This is a genomic window from Mangrovibrevibacter kandeliae, assembly GCF_024519155.1.
Lineage (GTDB): Bacteria > Pseudomonadota > Alphaproteobacteria > Rhizobiales > Rhizobiaceae > Mangrovibrevibacter > Mangrovibrevibacter kandeliae.
The window spans coordinates 166,899-183,413 of record NZ_JANIFJ010000001.1 but is presented as its reverse complement, the minus strand read 5'-3'; the positions used below and the strand labels follow the sequence as shown (position 1 = coordinate 183,413).

General features: G+C 68.9%; 19 protein-coding genes. 13 read left to right on the top strand and 6 right to left on the bottom strand.

What is annotated here, in order from left to right; translation table 11 throughout:
• Window positions 1-34: 34 nt before the first annotated feature.
• Both NPA30_RS00830 and pdxH read right to left on the bottom strand, forming a co-directional pair.
• Window positions 35-802, bottom strand: coding sequence for a hypothetical protein (locus tag NPA30_RS00830; protein WP_256800428.1), 768 nt, complete (start codon window positions 800-802; stop codon window positions 35-37).
• Between the two features lie 90 nt (window positions 803-892).
• On the bottom strand, window positions 893-1,516 hold the full coding sequence (gene pdxH, locus NPA30_RS00825; RefSeq protein WP_256800427.1) for a pyridoxamine 5'-phosphate oxidase: 624 nt from the start codon (window positions 1,514-1,516) through the stop codon (window positions 893-895).
• Window positions 1,517-1,592: 76 nt separating this feature from the next.
• Between pdxH and NPA30_RS00820 the strand changes: the two genes are divergently transcribed.
• The 4 genes from NPA30_RS00820 to NPA30_RS00805 all read left to right on the top strand — a co-directional run bounded on the left by NPA30_RS00820 (window position 1,593) and on the right by NPA30_RS00805 (window position 4,637).
• Window positions 1,593-2,027 carry an RT0821/Lpp0805 family surface protein gene (locus NPA30_RS00820; RefSeq protein ID WP_256800426.1) on the top strand — a complete coding sequence of 145 codons (435 nt, stop codon included), beginning with the start codon at window positions 1,593-1,595 and terminating at the stop codon, window positions 2,025-2,027.
• A gap of 124 nt (window positions 2,028-2,151) precedes the next feature.
• Window positions 2,152-3,120, top strand: coding sequence for a DnaJ C-terminal domain-containing protein (locus tag NPA30_RS00815; RefSeq protein ID WP_256800425.1), 969 nt, complete (start codon window positions 2,152-2,154; stop codon window positions 3,118-3,120).
• A gap of 94 nt (window positions 3,121-3,214) precedes the next feature.
• Window positions 3,215-4,033 carry an enoyl-ACP reductase FabI gene (gene fabI, locus NPA30_RS00810; protein ID WP_256800424.1) on the top strand — a complete coding sequence of 273 codons (819 nt, stop codon included), beginning with the start codon at window positions 3,215-3,217 and terminating at the stop codon, window positions 4,031-4,033.
• A gap of 10 nt (window positions 4,034-4,043) precedes the next feature.
• Entirely contained in the window at window positions 4,044-4,637 is a 594-nt protein-coding gene (locus tag NPA30_RS00805) for a histidine phosphatase family protein (RefSeq protein ID WP_256800423.1), read from the top strand.
• A 113-nt stretch (window positions 4,638-4,750) separates the two neighbouring features.
• Here NPA30_RS00805 and NPA30_RS00800 read toward each other — a convergent pair whose 3' ends face one another.
• Entirely contained in the window at window positions 4,751-5,011 is a 261-nt protein-coding gene (locus tag NPA30_RS00800; RefSeq protein ID WP_256800422.1) for a DUF1344 domain-containing protein, read from the bottom strand.
• 243 nt (window positions 5,012-5,254) lie between these two features.
• On the opposite strand from NPA30_RS00800, the gene aroC reads away from it, so the two are divergent.
• Window positions 5,255-6,349, top strand: coding sequence for a chorismate synthase (gene aroC, locus NPA30_RS00795; RefSeq protein ID WP_256800421.1), 1,095 nt, complete (start codon window positions 5,255-5,257; stop codon window positions 6,347-6,349).
• A 106-nt stretch (window positions 6,350-6,455) separates the two neighbouring features.
• Here the strand turns inward: aroC and NPA30_RS00790 are convergent, their stop codons facing one another.
• On the bottom strand, window positions 6,456-7,334 hold the full coding sequence (locus tag NPA30_RS00790) for an SDR family oxidoreductase (RefSeq protein ID WP_256800420.1): 879 nt from the start codon (window positions 7,332-7,334) through the stop codon (window positions 6,456-6,458).
• Between the two features lie 104 nt (window positions 7,335-7,438).
• On the opposite strand from NPA30_RS00790, the gene NPA30_RS00785 reads away from it, so the two are divergent.
• Window positions 7,439-8,332 (top strand): LysR family transcriptional regulator, encoded by an 894-nt coding sequence (locus NPA30_RS00785; protein ID WP_256800419.1) that lies wholly within the window; start codon window positions 7,439-7,441, stop codon window positions 8,330-8,332.
• Window positions 8,333-8,381: 49 nt separating this feature from the next.
• Here NPA30_RS00785 and NPA30_RS00780 read toward each other — a convergent pair whose 3' ends face one another.
• Together NPA30_RS00780 and NPA30_RS00775 are read right to left on the bottom strand one after the other, a co-directional pair.
• Complete coding sequence (locus NPA30_RS00780) at window positions 8,382-8,519, bottom strand: hypothetical protein (protein WP_256800418.1); 138 nt, start codon at window positions 8,517-8,519, stop codon at window positions 8,382-8,384.
• Between the two features lie 225 nt (window positions 8,520-8,744).
• Window positions 8,745-8,957, bottom strand: a complete 213-nt coding sequence (locus NPA30_RS00775; protein ID WP_256800417.1) for a cold-shock protein — start codon at window positions 8,955-8,957, stop codon at window positions 8,745-8,747.
• A 532-nt stretch (window positions 8,958-9,489) separates the two neighbouring features.
• Here NPA30_RS00775 and NPA30_RS00770 point away from each other — a divergent pair.
• From NPA30_RS00770 to NPA30_RS00740, 7 genes are all read left to right on the top strand, one after another.
• The gene (locus NPA30_RS00770; protein WP_256801519.1) at window positions 9,490-10,416 is read left to right on the top strand and encodes a histone deacetylase family protein; all 927 of its coding nucleotides are present in this window, start codon (window positions 9,490-9,492) and stop codon (window positions 10,414-10,416) included.
• A gap of 23 nt (window positions 10,417-10,439) precedes the next feature.
• On the top strand, window positions 10,440-10,703 hold the full coding sequence (locus NPA30_RS00765; protein WP_256800416.1) for an exodeoxyribonuclease VII small subunit: 264 nt from the start codon (window positions 10,440-10,442) through the stop codon (window positions 10,701-10,703).
• Between the two features lie 172 nt (window positions 10,704-10,875).
• A complete protein-coding gene (gene dxs, locus NPA30_RS00760; RefSeq protein ID WP_372338749.1) occupies window positions 10,876-12,783 on the top strand; it encodes a 1-deoxy-D-xylulose-5-phosphate synthase in 1,908 nt (635 codons plus the stop codon).
• A gap of 62 nt (window positions 12,784-12,845) precedes the next feature.
• Entirely contained in the window at window positions 12,846-13,613 is a 768-nt protein-coding gene (locus NPA30_RS00755) for a TlyA family RNA methyltransferase (protein ID WP_256800414.1), read from the top strand.
• Complete coding sequence (locus NPA30_RS00750; protein WP_256800413.1) at window positions 13,610-14,836, top strand: class I SAM-dependent RNA methyltransferase; 1,227 nt, start codon at window positions 13,610-13,612, stop codon at window positions 14,834-14,836. Before NPA30_RS00755 ends, NPA30_RS00750 begins: the two co-directional genes overlap by 4 nt.
• Window positions 14,837-14,891: 55 nt before the next feature.
• Window positions 14,892-15,512 carry a DedA family protein gene (locus NPA30_RS00745; protein ID WP_256800412.1) on the top strand — a complete coding sequence of 207 codons (621 nt, stop codon included), beginning with the start codon at window positions 14,892-14,894 and terminating at the stop codon, window positions 15,510-15,512.
• A gap of 149 nt (window positions 15,513-15,661) precedes the next feature.
• On the top strand, window positions 15,662-16,504 hold the full coding sequence (locus NPA30_RS00740; RefSeq protein ID WP_256800411.1) for a fumarylacetoacetate hydrolase family protein: 843 nt from the start codon (window positions 15,662-15,664) through the stop codon (window positions 16,502-16,504).
• Window positions 16,505-16,515: the final 11 nt, after the last annotated feature.

The window sequence follows — 16,515 nt, the reverse complement described above, 5'->3', positions numbered from 1 at the left end:
GACGTCCTGCGGCGCGGGCGTCGTCTGCAGCGCCTTATTTGTACCAGTGTTCCTTGCCGGTGTGCTCCTTGTCGTGCCCGACCTCCGTCTTGCGGTGGCCGTCCGAGTATTCGTGGCACTTCATGATGATCTGGCAGCGCATGCCGCAGCGGGTCGGGCAGTTCGTGCCCGGCTCGTCGGATTCGCTTGCAGCCCAGACGGTCTCGATGAGCGAGCCCGGCTCGAAATGGTCCTCGATCGCGTACCGCAGCACGTTGGCGCGTCGCTCGACGTCGGTCCGCTCGACGAGGATCGTCGGAGACTGCGGGTCCGCGAAGCGGAAGTACCGGCGCTCGAAGGCGCACAGGCCGATGGTCTGCGTCGCCTCCATCTCGACAAGGGCCGCGGCCATCTCGCCGAGGAAGGCCGTCTCCCCCTTCAGGCGATCCCCGACCCTGCGCACGCCCTCGTCCGCGCTGAACTCCACGGGATGCCATCCGTCGGGTGTCAGCGCCCAGCTGTTCGGTGCAGCCGTGATCGCGCCGTCCGTGAGCGGCCGGGTGGTCAGCTGGACGACGGCATCCTCCGCAAGTTCCTCATCCTCGACCATCGCCTCGCCCGGCTCGATGGGGCAGTGGCTGTGCAGGAGACGCAGCCCGACCAGATCGCCGAGCTGATGCTTCACGATGATCGCGATCAGCCGGTCGATCGCGTCGTAGCGGCCGAGGCGCGTGACATGCGCATTGGCGTCCATGACGTCTGGAAGGGCGTTGTAGAAGTCGGCGGCGGGGCGGAGCGGGCTCAGCAATGCGGTCGCAAGCATCGGGCACCTGTCGATCGGACGCCACATCCGCAGGCACTCTATGCAGGGGTGCAACGTCCGGTCAATGCTCCTTATGGGCGCACTTTCTGTTCAGGGGAACAGCCGCGTCACCGTCCACGCCTCCTCCGGCGCCCGTCGCCGGTAGACGATGCGGTCGTGCAGGCGGAAGGTGCGGTCGCGCCAGAATTCGATCTCGCTCGGAACGATGCGGAAGCCCGACCAGTGCGGCGGCCGCGGCACCTCGCCGGTCTCGCCGTAGCGGTCGCCGACGGCGGCGACGCGCTCCTCGAGCAGCTGGCGGCTCGCCAGCGGACGCGACTGGTCCGAGGCCCAGGCGCCGATGCGGCTGCCGCGGGCGCGCGAGGCGAAATAGGCGTCGGCCTCCGCGTCGCCGACGATGTCCACCGGCCCGCGAACCCGCACCTGCCGCCGCAGGCTCTTCCAGTGGAAGCACATCGCGGCCTTGCGGCTCGCCAGCACCTCGCGGCCCTTGGCGCTCTCGAAGTTGGTGTAGAAGACGAAGCCGCGGGAATCGACGCCCTTCAGGAGCACCATGCGCACGTTCGGCAAGCCGTCCGGGTCGACGCTCGCCACCGCCACGGCGTTCGCATCGTTCGGTTCGCTGGCCTGCGCGTCTTGCAGCCAGCCCTCGAACACGGCAAAGGGGTCGGCACCGGTCGGGATCTCGGTCTCGGTTAAGTCTTTGTTCGTCATGCGCGTGCGATCCTCGGGCTGCTATGGCTGCCGATATAGCTCGGGCGTTCTGCAAACATAAGGTTCGACGCGTGTGATGATCCGAAGCGCCGCCCTCCTGAGCCTCGGCCTTGCGCTCGGTGGCTGCACGATCTCCGGCGGCGGCCTGAGCGACATGGTCGACGACAGCATCCAGACCGGCTCGATCACAAAGACCACGGCGCCCGCCCCCGAACCCGACCAGTTGTCCGACAGCCGCACCGTGCGCAACGCGGTCTCGGCGGCGAACGTCGAGCGCGTCCAGTCGCAGCCGCTCGCCTGGAGCAATGCCGACACCGGCGCCAGCGGCGAGATCACCGCCATACGCGAGGTCCGCGAGGGCAACCGGATCTGCCGCTCCTTCCAGACCTCGCGCCAGCGCTTCGACGGCATAGCGCTCTACAACGGCGAAGCATGTACGCAAGGACAGGGCCAGTGGGTCCTGACCCGCTTTGCCGAAGGCAAGCCGCAGACGAGCGACGCAGCGAACTGAGCGCCGCAGGGGGAGCCACCTCCGCAAGCCCTTTCAAATGCCGTTGACGGAGCCCATATGTGGGCTGTCTGCGCGGATGTCGCCGCGCCGTTCCCGCCAGTTTCCTCCGGAGGACCCGAGCCCGATGCGTGATCTCTATGCCGTCCTCGGCGTTGCCAAGTCGGCCGATGAGAAGGAGATCAAGTCGGCCTTCCGCAAGCTCGCCAAGCAGTACCACCCGGATGCCAATGCGGACGATCCGGCGGCTGGCACCCGGTTCAACGAGATCAACCAGGCGTACGAGATCCTCGGCGACAAGGACAAGCGGGCCAAGTACGACAGCGGCGAGATCGACGCGGAGGGCAAGCCGAAGTTCACCGGCTTTCCCGGCGGCAGCCCGTTCGGCGCGCGCGCCGGCGGCACGCGGTCGCACAACTTCAACTTCGGCGGCGGGCCTGGCGGCGCGGGCGCCGGCGCGGACGCCTTTACCGACCCGGACAGCCCGTTCGCGGACCTTTTCGAACAGGCGCTCGGCGGTGCCTTCGGCCGCGGCGGGCGCCCGCCGCGCGGTGGCGGCTTCGCCGGTGCGCGCAGCGCGTCGATGCGCGGCGAGGACCTGCGCGCCAACCTCAAGGTGCGGTTGGAGGACGTGGTCTCGGAGGACAAGGTCGAGGCGGTGTTCCCGACGGGCAAGCGTCTTGCGATCCGGTTGCCCGAGGGCGTCGAGAACGGCCAGGTGATCCGCCTGCGCGGCCAGGGCCAGCCGGCGCCCTTCGACGGCGGCCAGCCGGGCGACGCGCTGGTGACGATCGAACTCGTCAAGCATCCGCGCTTCGAGGTGACGGGCCGCGACCTGACGCTCGATCTCGCGGTGCCGGTCGAGGACGCGGTGCTCGGCGGCAAGCTGCAGGTGGACACGCTGGACGGACGTGTCTCGATCAGCGTGCCCGCATGGTCGTCCTCCGGCAAGACCCTGCGCCTGAAGGGCAAGGGGCTGACCCGAAAGGAGGGTGGGCGAGGCGACATTCTCGTGCGTCTCCAGATCGCGCTGCCGGCCGAACCGGACGAGGCGCTCATCGCCTTCCTGCGCGAGCGCGGACGTAAGGCGGCCTGAGCAGTCCGGGCGTGCGCAGCTTGAAGGCACCCGGACCCTATGCCATACCCGCGACCGTAACGTGCGTGACGAGACGGTCCGGAGGATGCCCAGCATGGTTCAGTCGAGCGGGATGATGGCTGGCAAGCGGGGCCTGGTCATGGGCGTCGCCAACAACCGCTCGATCGCGTGGGGAATCGCCAAGGCTCTCGCCGACCAGGGTGCCGAGATCGCCCTCACCTACCAGGGCGACGCCCTGAAGAAACGGGTCGAGCCGCTGGCGCAGGAGCTCGGCGCAGTGCTCGCCGGCCATTGCGACGTGACCGACGAGGCGACCATCGACAGCGTCTTCGAGGACGTGAAGGCGCGCTGGGGCACGATCGACTTCCTCGTCCACGCGATCGCCTTCTCCGACAAGGACGAGCTCACCGGCCGCTATGTCGAGACGTCGCGGGACAACTTCCGCAAGACGATGGACGTCTCGGTCTACTCCTTCACCGCGGTCGCGGCACGCGCCGAGAAGCTGATGGAGAACGGCGGGTCGATGCTGACCCTCACCTATTACGGCGCCGAGAAGGTGATGCCGCACTACAACGTCATGGGCGTGGCCAAGGCGGCCCTGGAGGCCTCGGTGCGCTATCTGGCGGTCGATCTCGGCGGCAGGGCGATCCGCGTCAATGCCATCTCGGCCGGGCCGATCAAGACGCTGGCCGCCTCCGGCATCGGCGACTTCCGCTACATCCTGAAGTGGAACGAGTACAATTCGCCGCTGAAGCGCACCATCACCATCGACGAGGTCGGCCAATCGGCGCTCTACCTCCTGTCGGACATGTCGCGTGGGGTGACCGGCGAGGTGCACCACGTCGATTCCGGCTACCACACGGTCGGCATGAAGGCGGTCGACGCACCGGACATCTCGGTCGTCAAGGACTGACCCTCGCCGGATGGCGCTGCCGCTCCTCTATTTCGTCCGCCACGGCGAGACCGACTGGAACGCGCAGGGGCGCTTCCAGGGCCAGCGCGATATCCCCCTCAACGCGACCGGACGCGCGCAGGCCCGGCGCAACGGCGCCTTTCTGCGCCAGACGCTGGGCGATGCGCTTGGCCGCTTCGACTTCGTCGCGAGCCCCCTGTCGCGGGCAGCCGAGACGATGCGGCTCGTGCGCGCCGAACTCGGCCTGCCCGAGACCGGCTACCGCAGCGACGAGCGGCTGGTGGAACTGCACTACGGTGGCTGGGAAGGCCGCACCTTCGTGGAATTGCGTGGCCTCGACGCCGCGCTGATGGACCGGCGCGAGGCGGACAAATGGCGCTTCGTGCCGCCCGGCACCGGGGCGGAATCCTATGAGATCCTGGCGCTGCGCATCCAGCCCGTGCTCGACGCGCTGAAGGGTCCGACGGTGATGGTGGCCCATGGCGGCATCGCGCGTGTGCTGCTCCTCGCCTATGGCGGAATGACGCCGCAGCACGCGGCGCATGTCGGCATTCCGCAGGACCGGGTGCTGCGCATCGAGAACGAGCGCGCCATCTGGCTCTGACGATTTGCGTCCTCCAGAGGCCTCAGCCCGGTGGGTCCTTACGAACCGTCACTCCCGCAGCCCCGACAGGGCAGCGCCCTTGCTGCACACGGCAATCGCCGTGGTCCGGGGTGTCACTGCTCCGGCTGCAGGTCGATCACCGGGTGCGTCGCATCGGTCTCGTCGAAGATCACCACGACTTCCATTCCGGGCTTCACCGCGGTGTAGTCGAACTCGCCGGGCAAGGCATAGGTCGAGCCGTCGTCGAGGGTCAGCGTCGCCGAGGCCTGGTCGATCGCCTTGATCGTGCCGGACACCTCTTCCGCAAGCGCCGGTATGCTCATCGCCACGCACAGGAAGGAGGAGGCGAAAAAGGCGACGATATGCTTGGTCATGACCGATCCCCTGCTCTCACGACTGCGCCGGCCACCCGATGAGCCCCGCGCCGCAGGACTTGCCTACCCGCTGCGTCGGCCGAACGGTGCGATGTTTTCCGTCGAATTGTGTCTTTTTGCGCGGTGCCGCAGGGTTAAAAGACGGTAAAGCCTCGGCGGGAACACGCAGCGCGCCGATTTGACCTTAGAGGTTCCGCCGGCCTAAACCCGCCCGACACCGCCTCATCCCCGGATCCCGCCCGCATGTCGCACAACAGCTTCGGCCACCTCTTCCGCGTCACCACCTGGGGCGAAAGCCACGGACCGGCGCTTGGCTGCGTCGTCGACGGCATGCCGCCGCAGATCGCCTTCTCGACCGCCGAGATCCAGGCCTGTCTCGACCGCCGCCGGCCCGGCCAGTCGCGCTTCACCACTCAGCGCCAGGAGCCGGACCAGGTGAAGGTGCTCTCCGGCGTCATGCCGGGCCCGGGCGAAGGCGAATGGATCTCCACGGGCACGCCGATCGCGCTGATGATCGAGAATGTCGACCAGCGCTCGAAGGACTATTCGGAGATCGCGACGCGCTATCGGCCCGGCCATGCCGACATCACCTACGACGTCAAATACGGCATCCGCGACTATCGCGGCGGCGGGCGCTCCTCGGCCCGCGAGACCGCGGCGCGCGTCGCCGCCGGCGCCTTGGCCCGCAAGGTGGTGCCTGGTGTCACGGTCCGCGCCGCGCTCGTCCAGATCGGCGAGATCGAAATCGATCGCTCGCGCTGGGACTGGGAGACGGTGGGCGACAACCCGTTCTTCTGCCCGGACCCGCAGACCGTACCGCTTTGGGAGAACTATCTCGACGGCATCCGCAAGGCCGGCTCCTCGGTCGGCGCTGTGATCGAGGTGGTCGCCGAAGGCGTGCCCGCCGGCCTCGGTGCGCCGATCTACGGCAAGCTCGACCAGGACATCGCCAGCCTCCTGATGTCGATCAACGCGGTGAAGGGCGTCGAGATCGGCGACGGCTTCGCGGCCGCCAGGCTGTCCGGCGAGGCCAATGCCGACGAGATCCGCATCGGCGCCGACGGGAAGCCGGAGTACCTGTCGAACCATGCCGGCGGCATCCTCGGCGGCATCTCCACCGGCCAGCCCATCGTCGCACGCTTTGCGGTGAAGCCGACCTCCTCGATCCTCACCCCGCGCCGTTCGATCTCGGCCGAGGGCGAAGAGGTCGAGGTGCGCACCAAGGGCCGGCACGATCCCTGCGTCGGCATTCGCGCCGTGCCGATCGGCGAGGCGATGGTCGCCTGCGCCGTGGCGGACCATTACCTGCGGCACCGCGGGCAGACCGGGCGGGTTTGAGCCGCGCCGCCGTGGCCAAGACCATCTCGCCACGGCGGATCCAGCGTAGAAGATGCCGAGGTCGCTTCGCCGCCTCTTCGGGAGGCGGCGCTGCGACCTCGACCATTCAGGCCTTCGCCGCATCGGCCGCGATGCCTTCGGCGAACGCGCGATATGAATGCAGCGGCCGACCGAGCAGTGTCGTCAGCCGTTCGACGTCGCCAGCCTTGGGGATCATGCCCTCGCTGACATAGCGCTCGGCCATCAGGCGCATCTCGTAGGCCGTCCATTTCGGCATGAAGGTCGCCATGTTCGCCTCGAACCCGCTCGGATCATCGCCGCCATAGGCGATGGGGCGGCCGAGCACGTCCGACCAGATCGCCGCCACCTGAGGGCCGGTCAGCGTGTCCGGGCCGACGAGGTTGATCGTCTCGATCGGCAGCTTGCCGGCGGCCTGGTCGCGGCGGATCAGCTCGATCGCCGCGACTTCGGCGATGTCCCGTGCGTCGACCATCGCGAGTCCCTTGCTGCCGATCGGCATCGGATAGACGCCGTGACCGAGGATGACGTCCTTGATCATCACCTCGTTGTCGATGAAGTAGCTGGGGCGCAGGATCGTGGCGCTGAACCCCATCTGTACGAGCATCCGCTCTGCCCCGGACTTCACCGCGAAATGCGGCACGTTCACCGCTCGATCGGCGTCGAAGACGGAGAGGTAGACCACCCGCTCGACGCCCGCCTCGCGGGCGACGTTGAGGGTGATGATCGCCTGCGCGAATTCGTCGCCGGTCACGGCATTCAGGAGGAACAGCGTGCGCACGCCCTCGAAGGCGCGGCGCAGTGCGTCGAGGTCGAGGATCTCGCCCTCGGCGACCTCTACGCCTGCGGGAAAGACGACCTTGGAGGGGTCGCGGGTGAGGACGCGCACCGCAGCATTGCGCTGGACGAGCTGGTCGACGACGTGGCGGCCGACGCGGCCGGTGGCGCCGATAACGAGGATGGTCATGGGGATCTCTCCGGGTTGGTGTCAGAAGACAGCCCGTATTTGATCGATCCACATTCGGTGAGATAGACGATAGATCTAGACGCGCCGTCTCACAGGTGGAACAGATGGATCTCCTCGCTCTGACCGACTTCAACCTCGTCGCCCGCCATGGCGGCTTCGGCCGGGCGGCGCGCGCTGCAGGACGACCGAAGGCCACGCTGTCGCGCCGGGTGGCGGACCTCGAGGCGGCGCTGTCGCTGCGCCTGTTCGAGCGTGGAGGACGGATGCTGAAGCTGACCGAGGAGGGTCGTGCGCTCCATGAGCGCACGGGCGCCCTCTTGACCGAGCTCGACGAGACCGCAGCGTCCATCGCAGCGGGTGGGGGACGCCCGCGCGGACCGCTGCGGATCAGCGCGCCGCTCGTCTTCTCGCAGACCGCCATGGGCCGGCTGGCCGCGAGCTTCGCCCTGCAATATCCGGAGGTTCGCTTCGAGGTCACCACCGAGGACCGGGCGGTGGACATGGTGGAAGAGGGCTACGACCTCGTCATCCGGGTCAATCCGGCTTCGGACGAGAGCCTCGTCGGCCGGGCCTTCCTGCACGACCGCCTCGTCGTCGTCGCCAGCCCCGACGTGCCTCGATCCACCGATGACCGCGCGGTTCCGGCGGTGGTTCGGGATCGGATCGGCGGCAGCGCAAGCTGGGACGTCACGGCGCAAGCCGGACGCACGCGGATCGCGATCGAGCCCGTGCTTCGCCTCTCGTCGCTGATCATGGTGCGCGACGCGGTGCGCGCAGGGGTCGGCGCGGCCCGCCTGCCGATCTCGCTCGTCAGCCACGACCTGTCGACCGGCCGGCTGGTGCATTGGGGTGACGTCGAGGGCTCGCAGATCGCCTTGTGGGCGCTCTATCCCTCGCGACGCCTCCTCAGCACGCGCGTCTCGGCGTTTCTCGACCACCTGAAGGCAGCCTTTCCCACCGGAACGCCGGAGGAGCTGGCGGCCTATGTCTCGGGATGATGCGGGCGGGCGGGGTGACCCGCCGCCCGTCGTCCTTCCCGCCGGCGCGTCAGCTCTTGCCCTTGGTCTTGTCGGAACCGAGGCTGCCCTTGCCGAGCGGGGGCGTTGCCGATGCGGCGGGGGCCGCCGTCTTGTCCTTCTTCGGCTTGCGGACTTCCTTGTTGCTGCGCTGCTGCCCCTTGGCCATCGTCACCTCCCGAAGAGGCCGCCACCGCCCGACGGGCGGTCATGCGCGGCCTCAGATACAGAAATGGCCCCGCATCCGGTCAGGAGCAGGGCCACCCGTGGCACGAGCGGCGTTTCACCGCTCCAGTGCCGCCCGCATGGCTTGGAACCGCCAGTACATCCGTGGTCGGTCCGCCGCAATGCGGGAAATTCTTGTCCGCAGCCGCCTGGGCTGCGACGGCGCGCCTTAGTCGGCGGCTGCCAGGTTGTCGGCGCTCATCTTGCCGGTGCGGCGATCCGACACCAGCTCGTAGGAGACCTTCTGGCCTTCGCTGAGGGTGCCGAGGCCGGCACGCTCGACGGCGCTGATGTGGACGAAGGCGTCCTTGCCGCCGTCTTCCGGCGAGATGAAACCAAAGCCCTTAACGCTGTCGAAAAACTTCACGGTTCCCGTCGTCATGGGAGACCTTTCTATAGTGGAGAACATGCGGCACGCACGTTTTGCGCGCCGTCGCATCGATCGTTGAGAAGGAAATTAGATGAACAGGCGCTGTAGTTTCAGCGCAGGCCAAATGATCCGGCCGTCTACCGACTACGCTGATGTGCGCCTTATCCACCGAAATTACAAGCCCCGCACGGAAATCGATTTCGAAAGATCTATTCGACCCGCCGCAGCTCGTCACGAAATCGGCGGATATGCGGCGGCATTGAGACGGCGCGGCGCGCGCGGACCTGTTGCACGCGTCCGGCTTCGAAAGCGAACAGGCAGCAGCAAAGGCGATACGATGCCCATCGAGACACGCATGCTCTATCGCAGTTCCAACGGCGACGACTGGTTGCTGGCAAGGGAGGACGGCCGGGTCTTCGTCCTGCACCGGCCAAACGCAGGGTCCGGCGGCCGCGAGAGCCGGATCGAGATCGGTGAATTCCTGTCGCGCGGCAGGCGTCGCGATGATTTGATTCGTTTGTGCGCGGTGCTACTTCCCTTGCCCATGCGCACCCGCCTCTACCATCACGCGATCTTCGCCGAACACCTGACCGGCCCGGGCCATCCGGAGCGGCCGGAGCGCATGGCGGCGGTCGCCGGCGCGCTCGAGGCGGAGGCGTTCCAGAACCTGGAGCGCGAGGAGGCGGCGGAGGGTGACGTTGAGGCGGTCTATCGCTGCCATCCCGAGAGCTACGTGCGCAAGATCGCGCTCGCGGTTCCGGAGGAGGGCCTGACCCGGCTCGACGCCGACACGCTGATGAGCCCGAAGAGCTTCGCCGCGGCCATGCATGCGGTCGGCGCCGCCTGCGCGGCGGTGGACGCTGTGGCCTCGGGCGAGGTGTCCAACGCCTTCGTGGCGGCCCGGCCACCGGGCCATCATGCCGAGCGCGAGACGGCGATGGGCTTCTGCCTGTTCGCGACGGCCGCCATCGCCGCGCGCCATGCGCAGGCCGCGCATGGCCTCGGACGCATCGCGATCGTCGACTGGGACGTGCATCACGGCAACGGCACACAGGACATCTTCTGGTCGGATCCGAGCGTCTTCTACGCGTCCACCCATCAGATGCCGCTGTTTCCCGGCACTGGCGCGAAGGACGAGACCGGCGCCGGCAACATCGTCAATGCTCCGCTCCTCGAGGGGGACGGGACCGACGCCTTCCGCGAGGCCTTCCGATCGCGCATCCTGCCGGCGCTCGACGCCTTCCGGCCCGACCTCGTCATCGTCTCGGCCGGCTTCGACGCGCACTGGCGCGACCCGCTCGCCGGCATCCAGCTGACCGAGGCCGACTTCGACTGGGCAACCGCCGAGATGATGGCGGTGGCCGACCGGCACTGCGACGGGCGCCTCGTCAGCCTGCTCGAAGGCGGCTATGACCTGACCGGACTGGCAGGGTCCGTCGCCGTCCACGTCAAGCGCCTGATGACAGGCTGACACCGACCGAAGAAGAGCACCCGATGAGCGAAGACACCGTCCCGGCAGACGATTCGGACATCAAGCGCATGAGCTTCGAGGAAGCGCTGGCCTCGCTGGAGCGGATCGTGGCGGATCTGGAGCGCGGCGATGTGCCGCTCGACCGGTCGATCCGCATCTACGAGCGCGGCGAGAAGCTGAAGAACCACTGCGACCGGCTGCTCTCCGCGGCCGAGGACAAGGTGGAAAAGATCAAGCTCAACCGCGCCGGCAAGCCGGTCGGGGTCGAGCCGCTCGATCCCGCCTGAGCCCGGCCCGGCACTGCCGCCTGCGCGAGACGCGCGTCCCTGGAACCCGTCCAGACTTGATCCCGTCCGGCGAAAAGCCGATGTTAGAGCGACATCATGCGCGGGCTGATCGTCCGTGGCCGGGCGTATCAGCCCCGATGACGACGCAGAAGGTCCGAGGCCATTGACCGACATCTCCCAGACACCGCTGCTCGACCGCGTCCGCGATCCGTCCGATCTTCGCAAGCTCGACGAGAAGGAGCTGAAACAGCTTGCTGACGAGCTGCGCACGGACCTCATCGACGCGGTGTCGAAGACCGGCGGCCATCTCGGCGCCGGCCTCGGCGTCGTCGAACTGACGGTCGCCCTCCACTACGTGTTCGACACGCCGCGCGACCGGGTCATCTGGGACGTCGGCCACCAGGCCTATCCGCACAAGCTGCTGACCGGCAGGCGCGAGGCGATGCGCACGATCCGGCAGGAGGGCGGGCTCTCGGGCTTCGCCAAGCGCACGGAGAGCGACTACGACCCCTTCGGCGCCGGCCATTCCTCGACGTCGATCTCGGCCGGCCTCGGCATGGCGGTCGCGCGCGACCTGTCCGGCGGCACCAACAACGTCGTCGCGGTGATCGGCGACGGCGCGATGTCGGCGGGCATGGCCTACGAGGCGATGAACAATGCCGGAGCGCTGAACGCGCGGCTGATCGTCATCCTCAACGACAACGACATGTCGATCGCCCCGCCGACCGGGGCGATGAGCGCCTATCTCGCCCGCCTCGTCTCCGGCAAGACCTACAGGACGCTGCGCGGCCACGCGAAGAGCTTCTCGCGGCGCCTGCCGGAGTTCATGCGCGAGGGCGCCCGCAAGACCGAGGAGTTTACCCGCAGCTTCTTCACCGGCGGCACGCTGTTCGAGGAGCTCGGCTTCTACTATGTCGGCCCGATCGACGGCCACGATCTCGACCATCTCCTGCCGGTCCTGAAGAACGTGCGCGACGCCGGCGAGGGGCCGATCCTCGTCCACGTCGTGACCAAGAAGGGCAAGGGCTATCCGCCGGCCGAAAACTCCGCCGACAAGTATCATGGCGTGTCTAAGTTCGACGTCATCACCGGCGCGCAGGCGAAGGCCAAGGCGAACGCGCCGAGCTACACCAACGTCTTCGCCGACAGCCTGATCCAGGAGGCCGAGGCGGACGACAGGATCGTCGCGATCAATGCGGCAATGCCGAACGGCACCGGGCTCGACCGCTTCGCCGAGCTGTTTCCGACCCGATCCTTCGACGTCGGCATCGCTGAGCAGCACGCGGTCACCTTCGCCGCAGGCCTTGCGAGCGAGGGCTACAAGCCCTTCTGCGCGATCTACTCGACCTTCCTGCAGCGCGCCTACGACCAGATCGTCCACGACGTCGCGATCCAGCACCTGCCGGTCCGCTTCGCGATCGACCGCGCGGGCTTCGTTGGCGCCGACGGGCCGACCCATGCCGGATCCTTCGACACCGGCTTCCTGGCGCCGCTGCCGGGCATGGTGGTGATGGCGGCGGCCGACGAGGCGGAACTGCGTCACATGGTGCGCACCGCCGCGCTCTACGACGCCGGGCCGATCTCCTTCCGCTACCCGCGCGGCAACGGCACCGGCGTCGACCTGCCGGAGCGCGGCGAGGCCCTGCCCATCGGCAAGGGCCGGGTGATCCGAGAGGGCACCAAGGTCGCGATCCTGTCCTTCGGCACGCGCCTCGCGGACGCGGTTTTGGCGGCCGAGGAACTCGAGACCTTCGGCCTCTCGACCACCGTCGCCGACGCGCGCTTCGCCAAGCCCCTCGACGCCGACCTGATCGCCCGGCTAGCGCGCGAGCACGAGGTGCTGATCACCGTCGAGGAGGGCGCAGCCGGCGGCTTCGCGGCGCAGGTGCTGCAGTTCCTGGCCGCGCGCGGCCTGCTCGATCAGGGCCTCAAGATCCGGCCGCTGGTGATGCCCGACCGCTTCGTCGATCATGCGGCCCCGGAGGCAATGATCCGCCAGGCCGGGCTCGACCGTGCCGGCATCGTCGACGCCGTCTTCGCCGCGCTCGGCGACCGAGCGAAGCGCGTGATGCAGGCCTGAACGGCGACGCTCCGGCACACGCAGCCTTGCCATCGGCCGGCGCGGGCCGCATGAGAGGCGCCATGCCCGTCCCCGATGCGACCTCCGACGCGGCGCGCCTGCGCCTCGACCTCCTGCTTGCCGCCCGCGGCCTTGTCGAAAGCCGCGCCCGTGCGCGCGACGCGATCCTGCGCGGCCACGTCATGGTGGATGGCATGGCCGTGACGAAGCCGGGTCAACTCGTCGGACCGGACGCCGTCGTCACCGTTTCCGACCCCGCCGGCGCCTATGTCTCGCGTGCCGCGCTGAAGCTGAAGGGCGCACTGGAAGGCTTCGGGCTCGACGTCAGCGGCCGCACCGCGCTCGACGTCGGCGCCTCGACCGGCGGCTTCACCGAGGTGCTTCTGGAGGCCGGCGCCGCCCATGTGATCGCCCTCGACGTCGGCCACGGCCAGATGCACCCGCGCATCGCCGGTGATTCCCGCGTCACCTCGATCGAGGGGCTGAACGCCCGCGCGCTGACGCGCGAGCATCTCGGCGGCCATCACGTCGACCTCGTGGTGTCCGACGTCAGCTTCATCTCGCTGAAGCTGGCGCTGCCGCCGGCCCTGACGCTCGCCGAGACGGGAGCCGTCGCGGTGCTTCTCGTCAAGCCGCAGTTCGAGGCGGGTAAGGCGGCGATCGGCAAGGGCGGGCTGTTGCGCGATCCGGATAGCGCACCGGCGGTCGCCGAAGATCTGCGGGCCTGGCTCGGCACTCTGCCCGGCTGGCGCGCGACGGGCCTTGTCGAATCGCCGATCACCGGTGGCGACGGCAACCGGGAGTTTCTTCTGGCCGGGGTGAAGGCGTGAGCGAGACGCTGACGATCACCGCGCTCGCCGGCAAGGGCGACGGCCTCGCCGAATCGAACGGACGGCCGGTCTTCGTGCCCTTCACGCTGCCGGGCGAAACGGTCGAGGCGGTGCGCGAAGGCGACCGGGGTCGTGTCGTGTCGATCATCGAGCCTTCGGCCGAGCGCCGCGGGGCGCCCTGCCCGCATTTCGGCGAGTGCGGCGGCTGCGACCTGCAGCATGCGAGCGAGCCCCTCTATGCCGACTTCAAGCGCGACCTCGTCGTCGGTGCCCTCCGGCAGAAGGGGATCGCGGCCGAGGTCGAGCCGCTCGACCCCTGCCCGCCCGCCTCGCGGCGGCGCGCCGTCTTCACCGCCCGGCGCGCCGGCCCGCGGGTCGTGTTCGGCTTCCACGAAGCCGGCAGCCACCGCATCGCCTCGATCGAGACCTGCCTCGTCGTGGTGCCGGAGATCGAGGCGCGCCTGCCGCTCCTGCGCAAGCTGGCGAGCCTCGCGATCGACCGGCGCCGTCCCCTGCGGCTGACCGCGACCTGGACCGCCAGCGGCCTCGATGTCGCGCTCGCCGACGCGGCGCCGCTGAAGGACGACCTGCGCCAGGCGCTGGTGACGCTCGCGCTCGCCAACCGGCTGGCGCGGCTGTCGCTCGGCGACGAGGTGCTGATCGAGGCGCAGAAGCCGGTCATCGACGTCGACGGCGTGCCGGTCACGCCCGCGCCCGGCGGCTTCCTGCAGGCGGTCGCCGCGAGCGAGGCGGCGATGGCCCGTCTCGTCACCGATCATCTGGCCGGCTGCAAGAGCGTCGCCGACCTCTTCTGCGGCATCGGCACCTTCGCGCTCCGCCTCGCCCGTCACTCGGCCGTGCATGCGGTGGAGAGCGAGGCGCCGGCGCTCGCCGCGCTCGATCAGGCGGTGCGTGGCGCGCGCGGGCTGAAGCCGGTGACGAGCGAACGGCGCGACCTGTTCCGCCGGCCGCTCACGGCAAAGGAACTCGCGCGCTTCGAAGGGCTCGTCTTCGATCCGCCGCGCGCCGGCGCCGAGGCGCAGGCGGGCGAGCTCGCCCGGTCGCACTTGCGCAAGATCGCGGCGGTATCCTGCAACCCGGTCACGCTCGCCCGCGATGCCCGTCTTCTTCTCGACGGCGGCTTCAGGCTCGTGCGGGTGGTGCCGGTCGATCAGTTCCTGTGGTCGTACCACACCGAGGTCGTGGCGCTGTTCGAGCGCTGAGGCAGCCCGCCGCGCACTGGCGCAGCGGCCTTAAGGCTGGCAAGAGGGAGCCCGCATGTACGATACCGCCCTCTTCTACCTCGAGCACTACGGCTATTCGGTCCTCTTCGGCATCGTGTTCCTTGAATCGACGGGGATCCCGCTGCCCGGAGAGAGCCTCGTCATCGCCTCCGGCATCCTCGCCGGCCAGGGCACGCTCGGCATCGGCTGGGTGCTCTTCTTCGCCTGGCTCGGCTCCACGCTCGGCGACAATCTCGGCTACTTCGTCGGCCATCGCTACGGCCGCAAGCTGGTGGTGCGCTACGGCGCCAAGGTCGGGTTGACCGAGGAGCGCTTCGAACTCGTCGAGGAACGCTACCGCAGGAGCGGGCCGGCGCTGGTGCTGATCGCCCGCTTCATCCTGATCCTGCGGCAGCTGAACGGCTTCGTCGCCGGCACCATGCGGATGCACTGGATCCGCTTCGGCCTCTACAACGCGATCGGCGCGGCGCTGTGGGTCGGCGGCTACGCCCTCGGCGCCTACCTCTTCGGGCAGGCGCTGCAGAGCTTCTTCGAGCGCGACATCACCTGGATCCTGATGCTCGGCGCGCTGGCTCTGGCGCTCACCGGCTGCATCGGCACCTTCCGCTACCTCTTCGCGGCCGAGCGCAAGCGGGAGCCCGCCGACGGGCGGTAACCATCCCGGCAAAGCCTTCTCGCCGCCCTTCGCTTCCGCCATCTCCCCTTGGCCGTCTGCCGCCTTATCTGTGGCGCCACGGCGTCGCGGCAGAACCCTCGCGCCGGCTCTTGCCCGGGTTCCGGGCGGGCAATCGGGAGGAGCAGTGGATGCGTCTGGTACGCTTCGGCGACCGCGGAATGGAAAAACCGGGAGTCCTCGACAAGAACGACAAGATCCGCGACCTTTCGCATCATGTGACGGCCCTTGGCGGGCCGCAGCTCGACCCGGACGCCCTCGCCGCGCTACGCGGGATCGACATCGACGCGCTGCCGCGCGCACCGGAGGGGGTGCGCGTCTGTGCGCCGGTCTCCCGGATCGGCAAGATCATCGGCGTCGGGCCGAACTTCCAGGACAGTGCGCGGCTCGCCGGCTTCAAGATCAACCCGGAGCCGACCATCTTCATGAAGGCGCCGAGCGCGGTCAGCGGACCGAACGACCCGATCGAGATCCCGCGCATGTCGACCCGCACGGACTGGGGCGTCGAGCTCGGCGTGGTGATCGGCCGGACCGCCAAATACGTGACCGTCGAGCAGGCGATGGAGCACGTCGCCGGCTTCACGCTCGGCAACGACGTCACCGAGCGCAGCTTCCAGCTGCAGCGGGCCGGTCAGTGGTTCAAGGGCAAGTCGCACGACACCTTCGCCCCCCTCGGTCCTTGGCTCGTGACCAAGGATGAGCTGCCGAACTACGACGAGCTGCCGCTGTGGCTCGACGTGAACGGCGTGCGCCAGCAGGTCGGCAACACCCGCGAGATGATCTTCAAGGTGCCCTACCTCGTCTCCTACATCTCGCGCTTCACCCGGCTCGATCCCGGCGACGTCGTGCTGACGGGCACGCCCGGCGGCGTCGGCCTGTCCTTCGATCCGCCGCGCTTCCTGACGCCGGGGGACCGGGTGCGGCTGGGCGGCGAAGGGCTGGGCGTGCAGGATTGCGTCTGCGTCGCGGTCTGACCGCCGGGCCG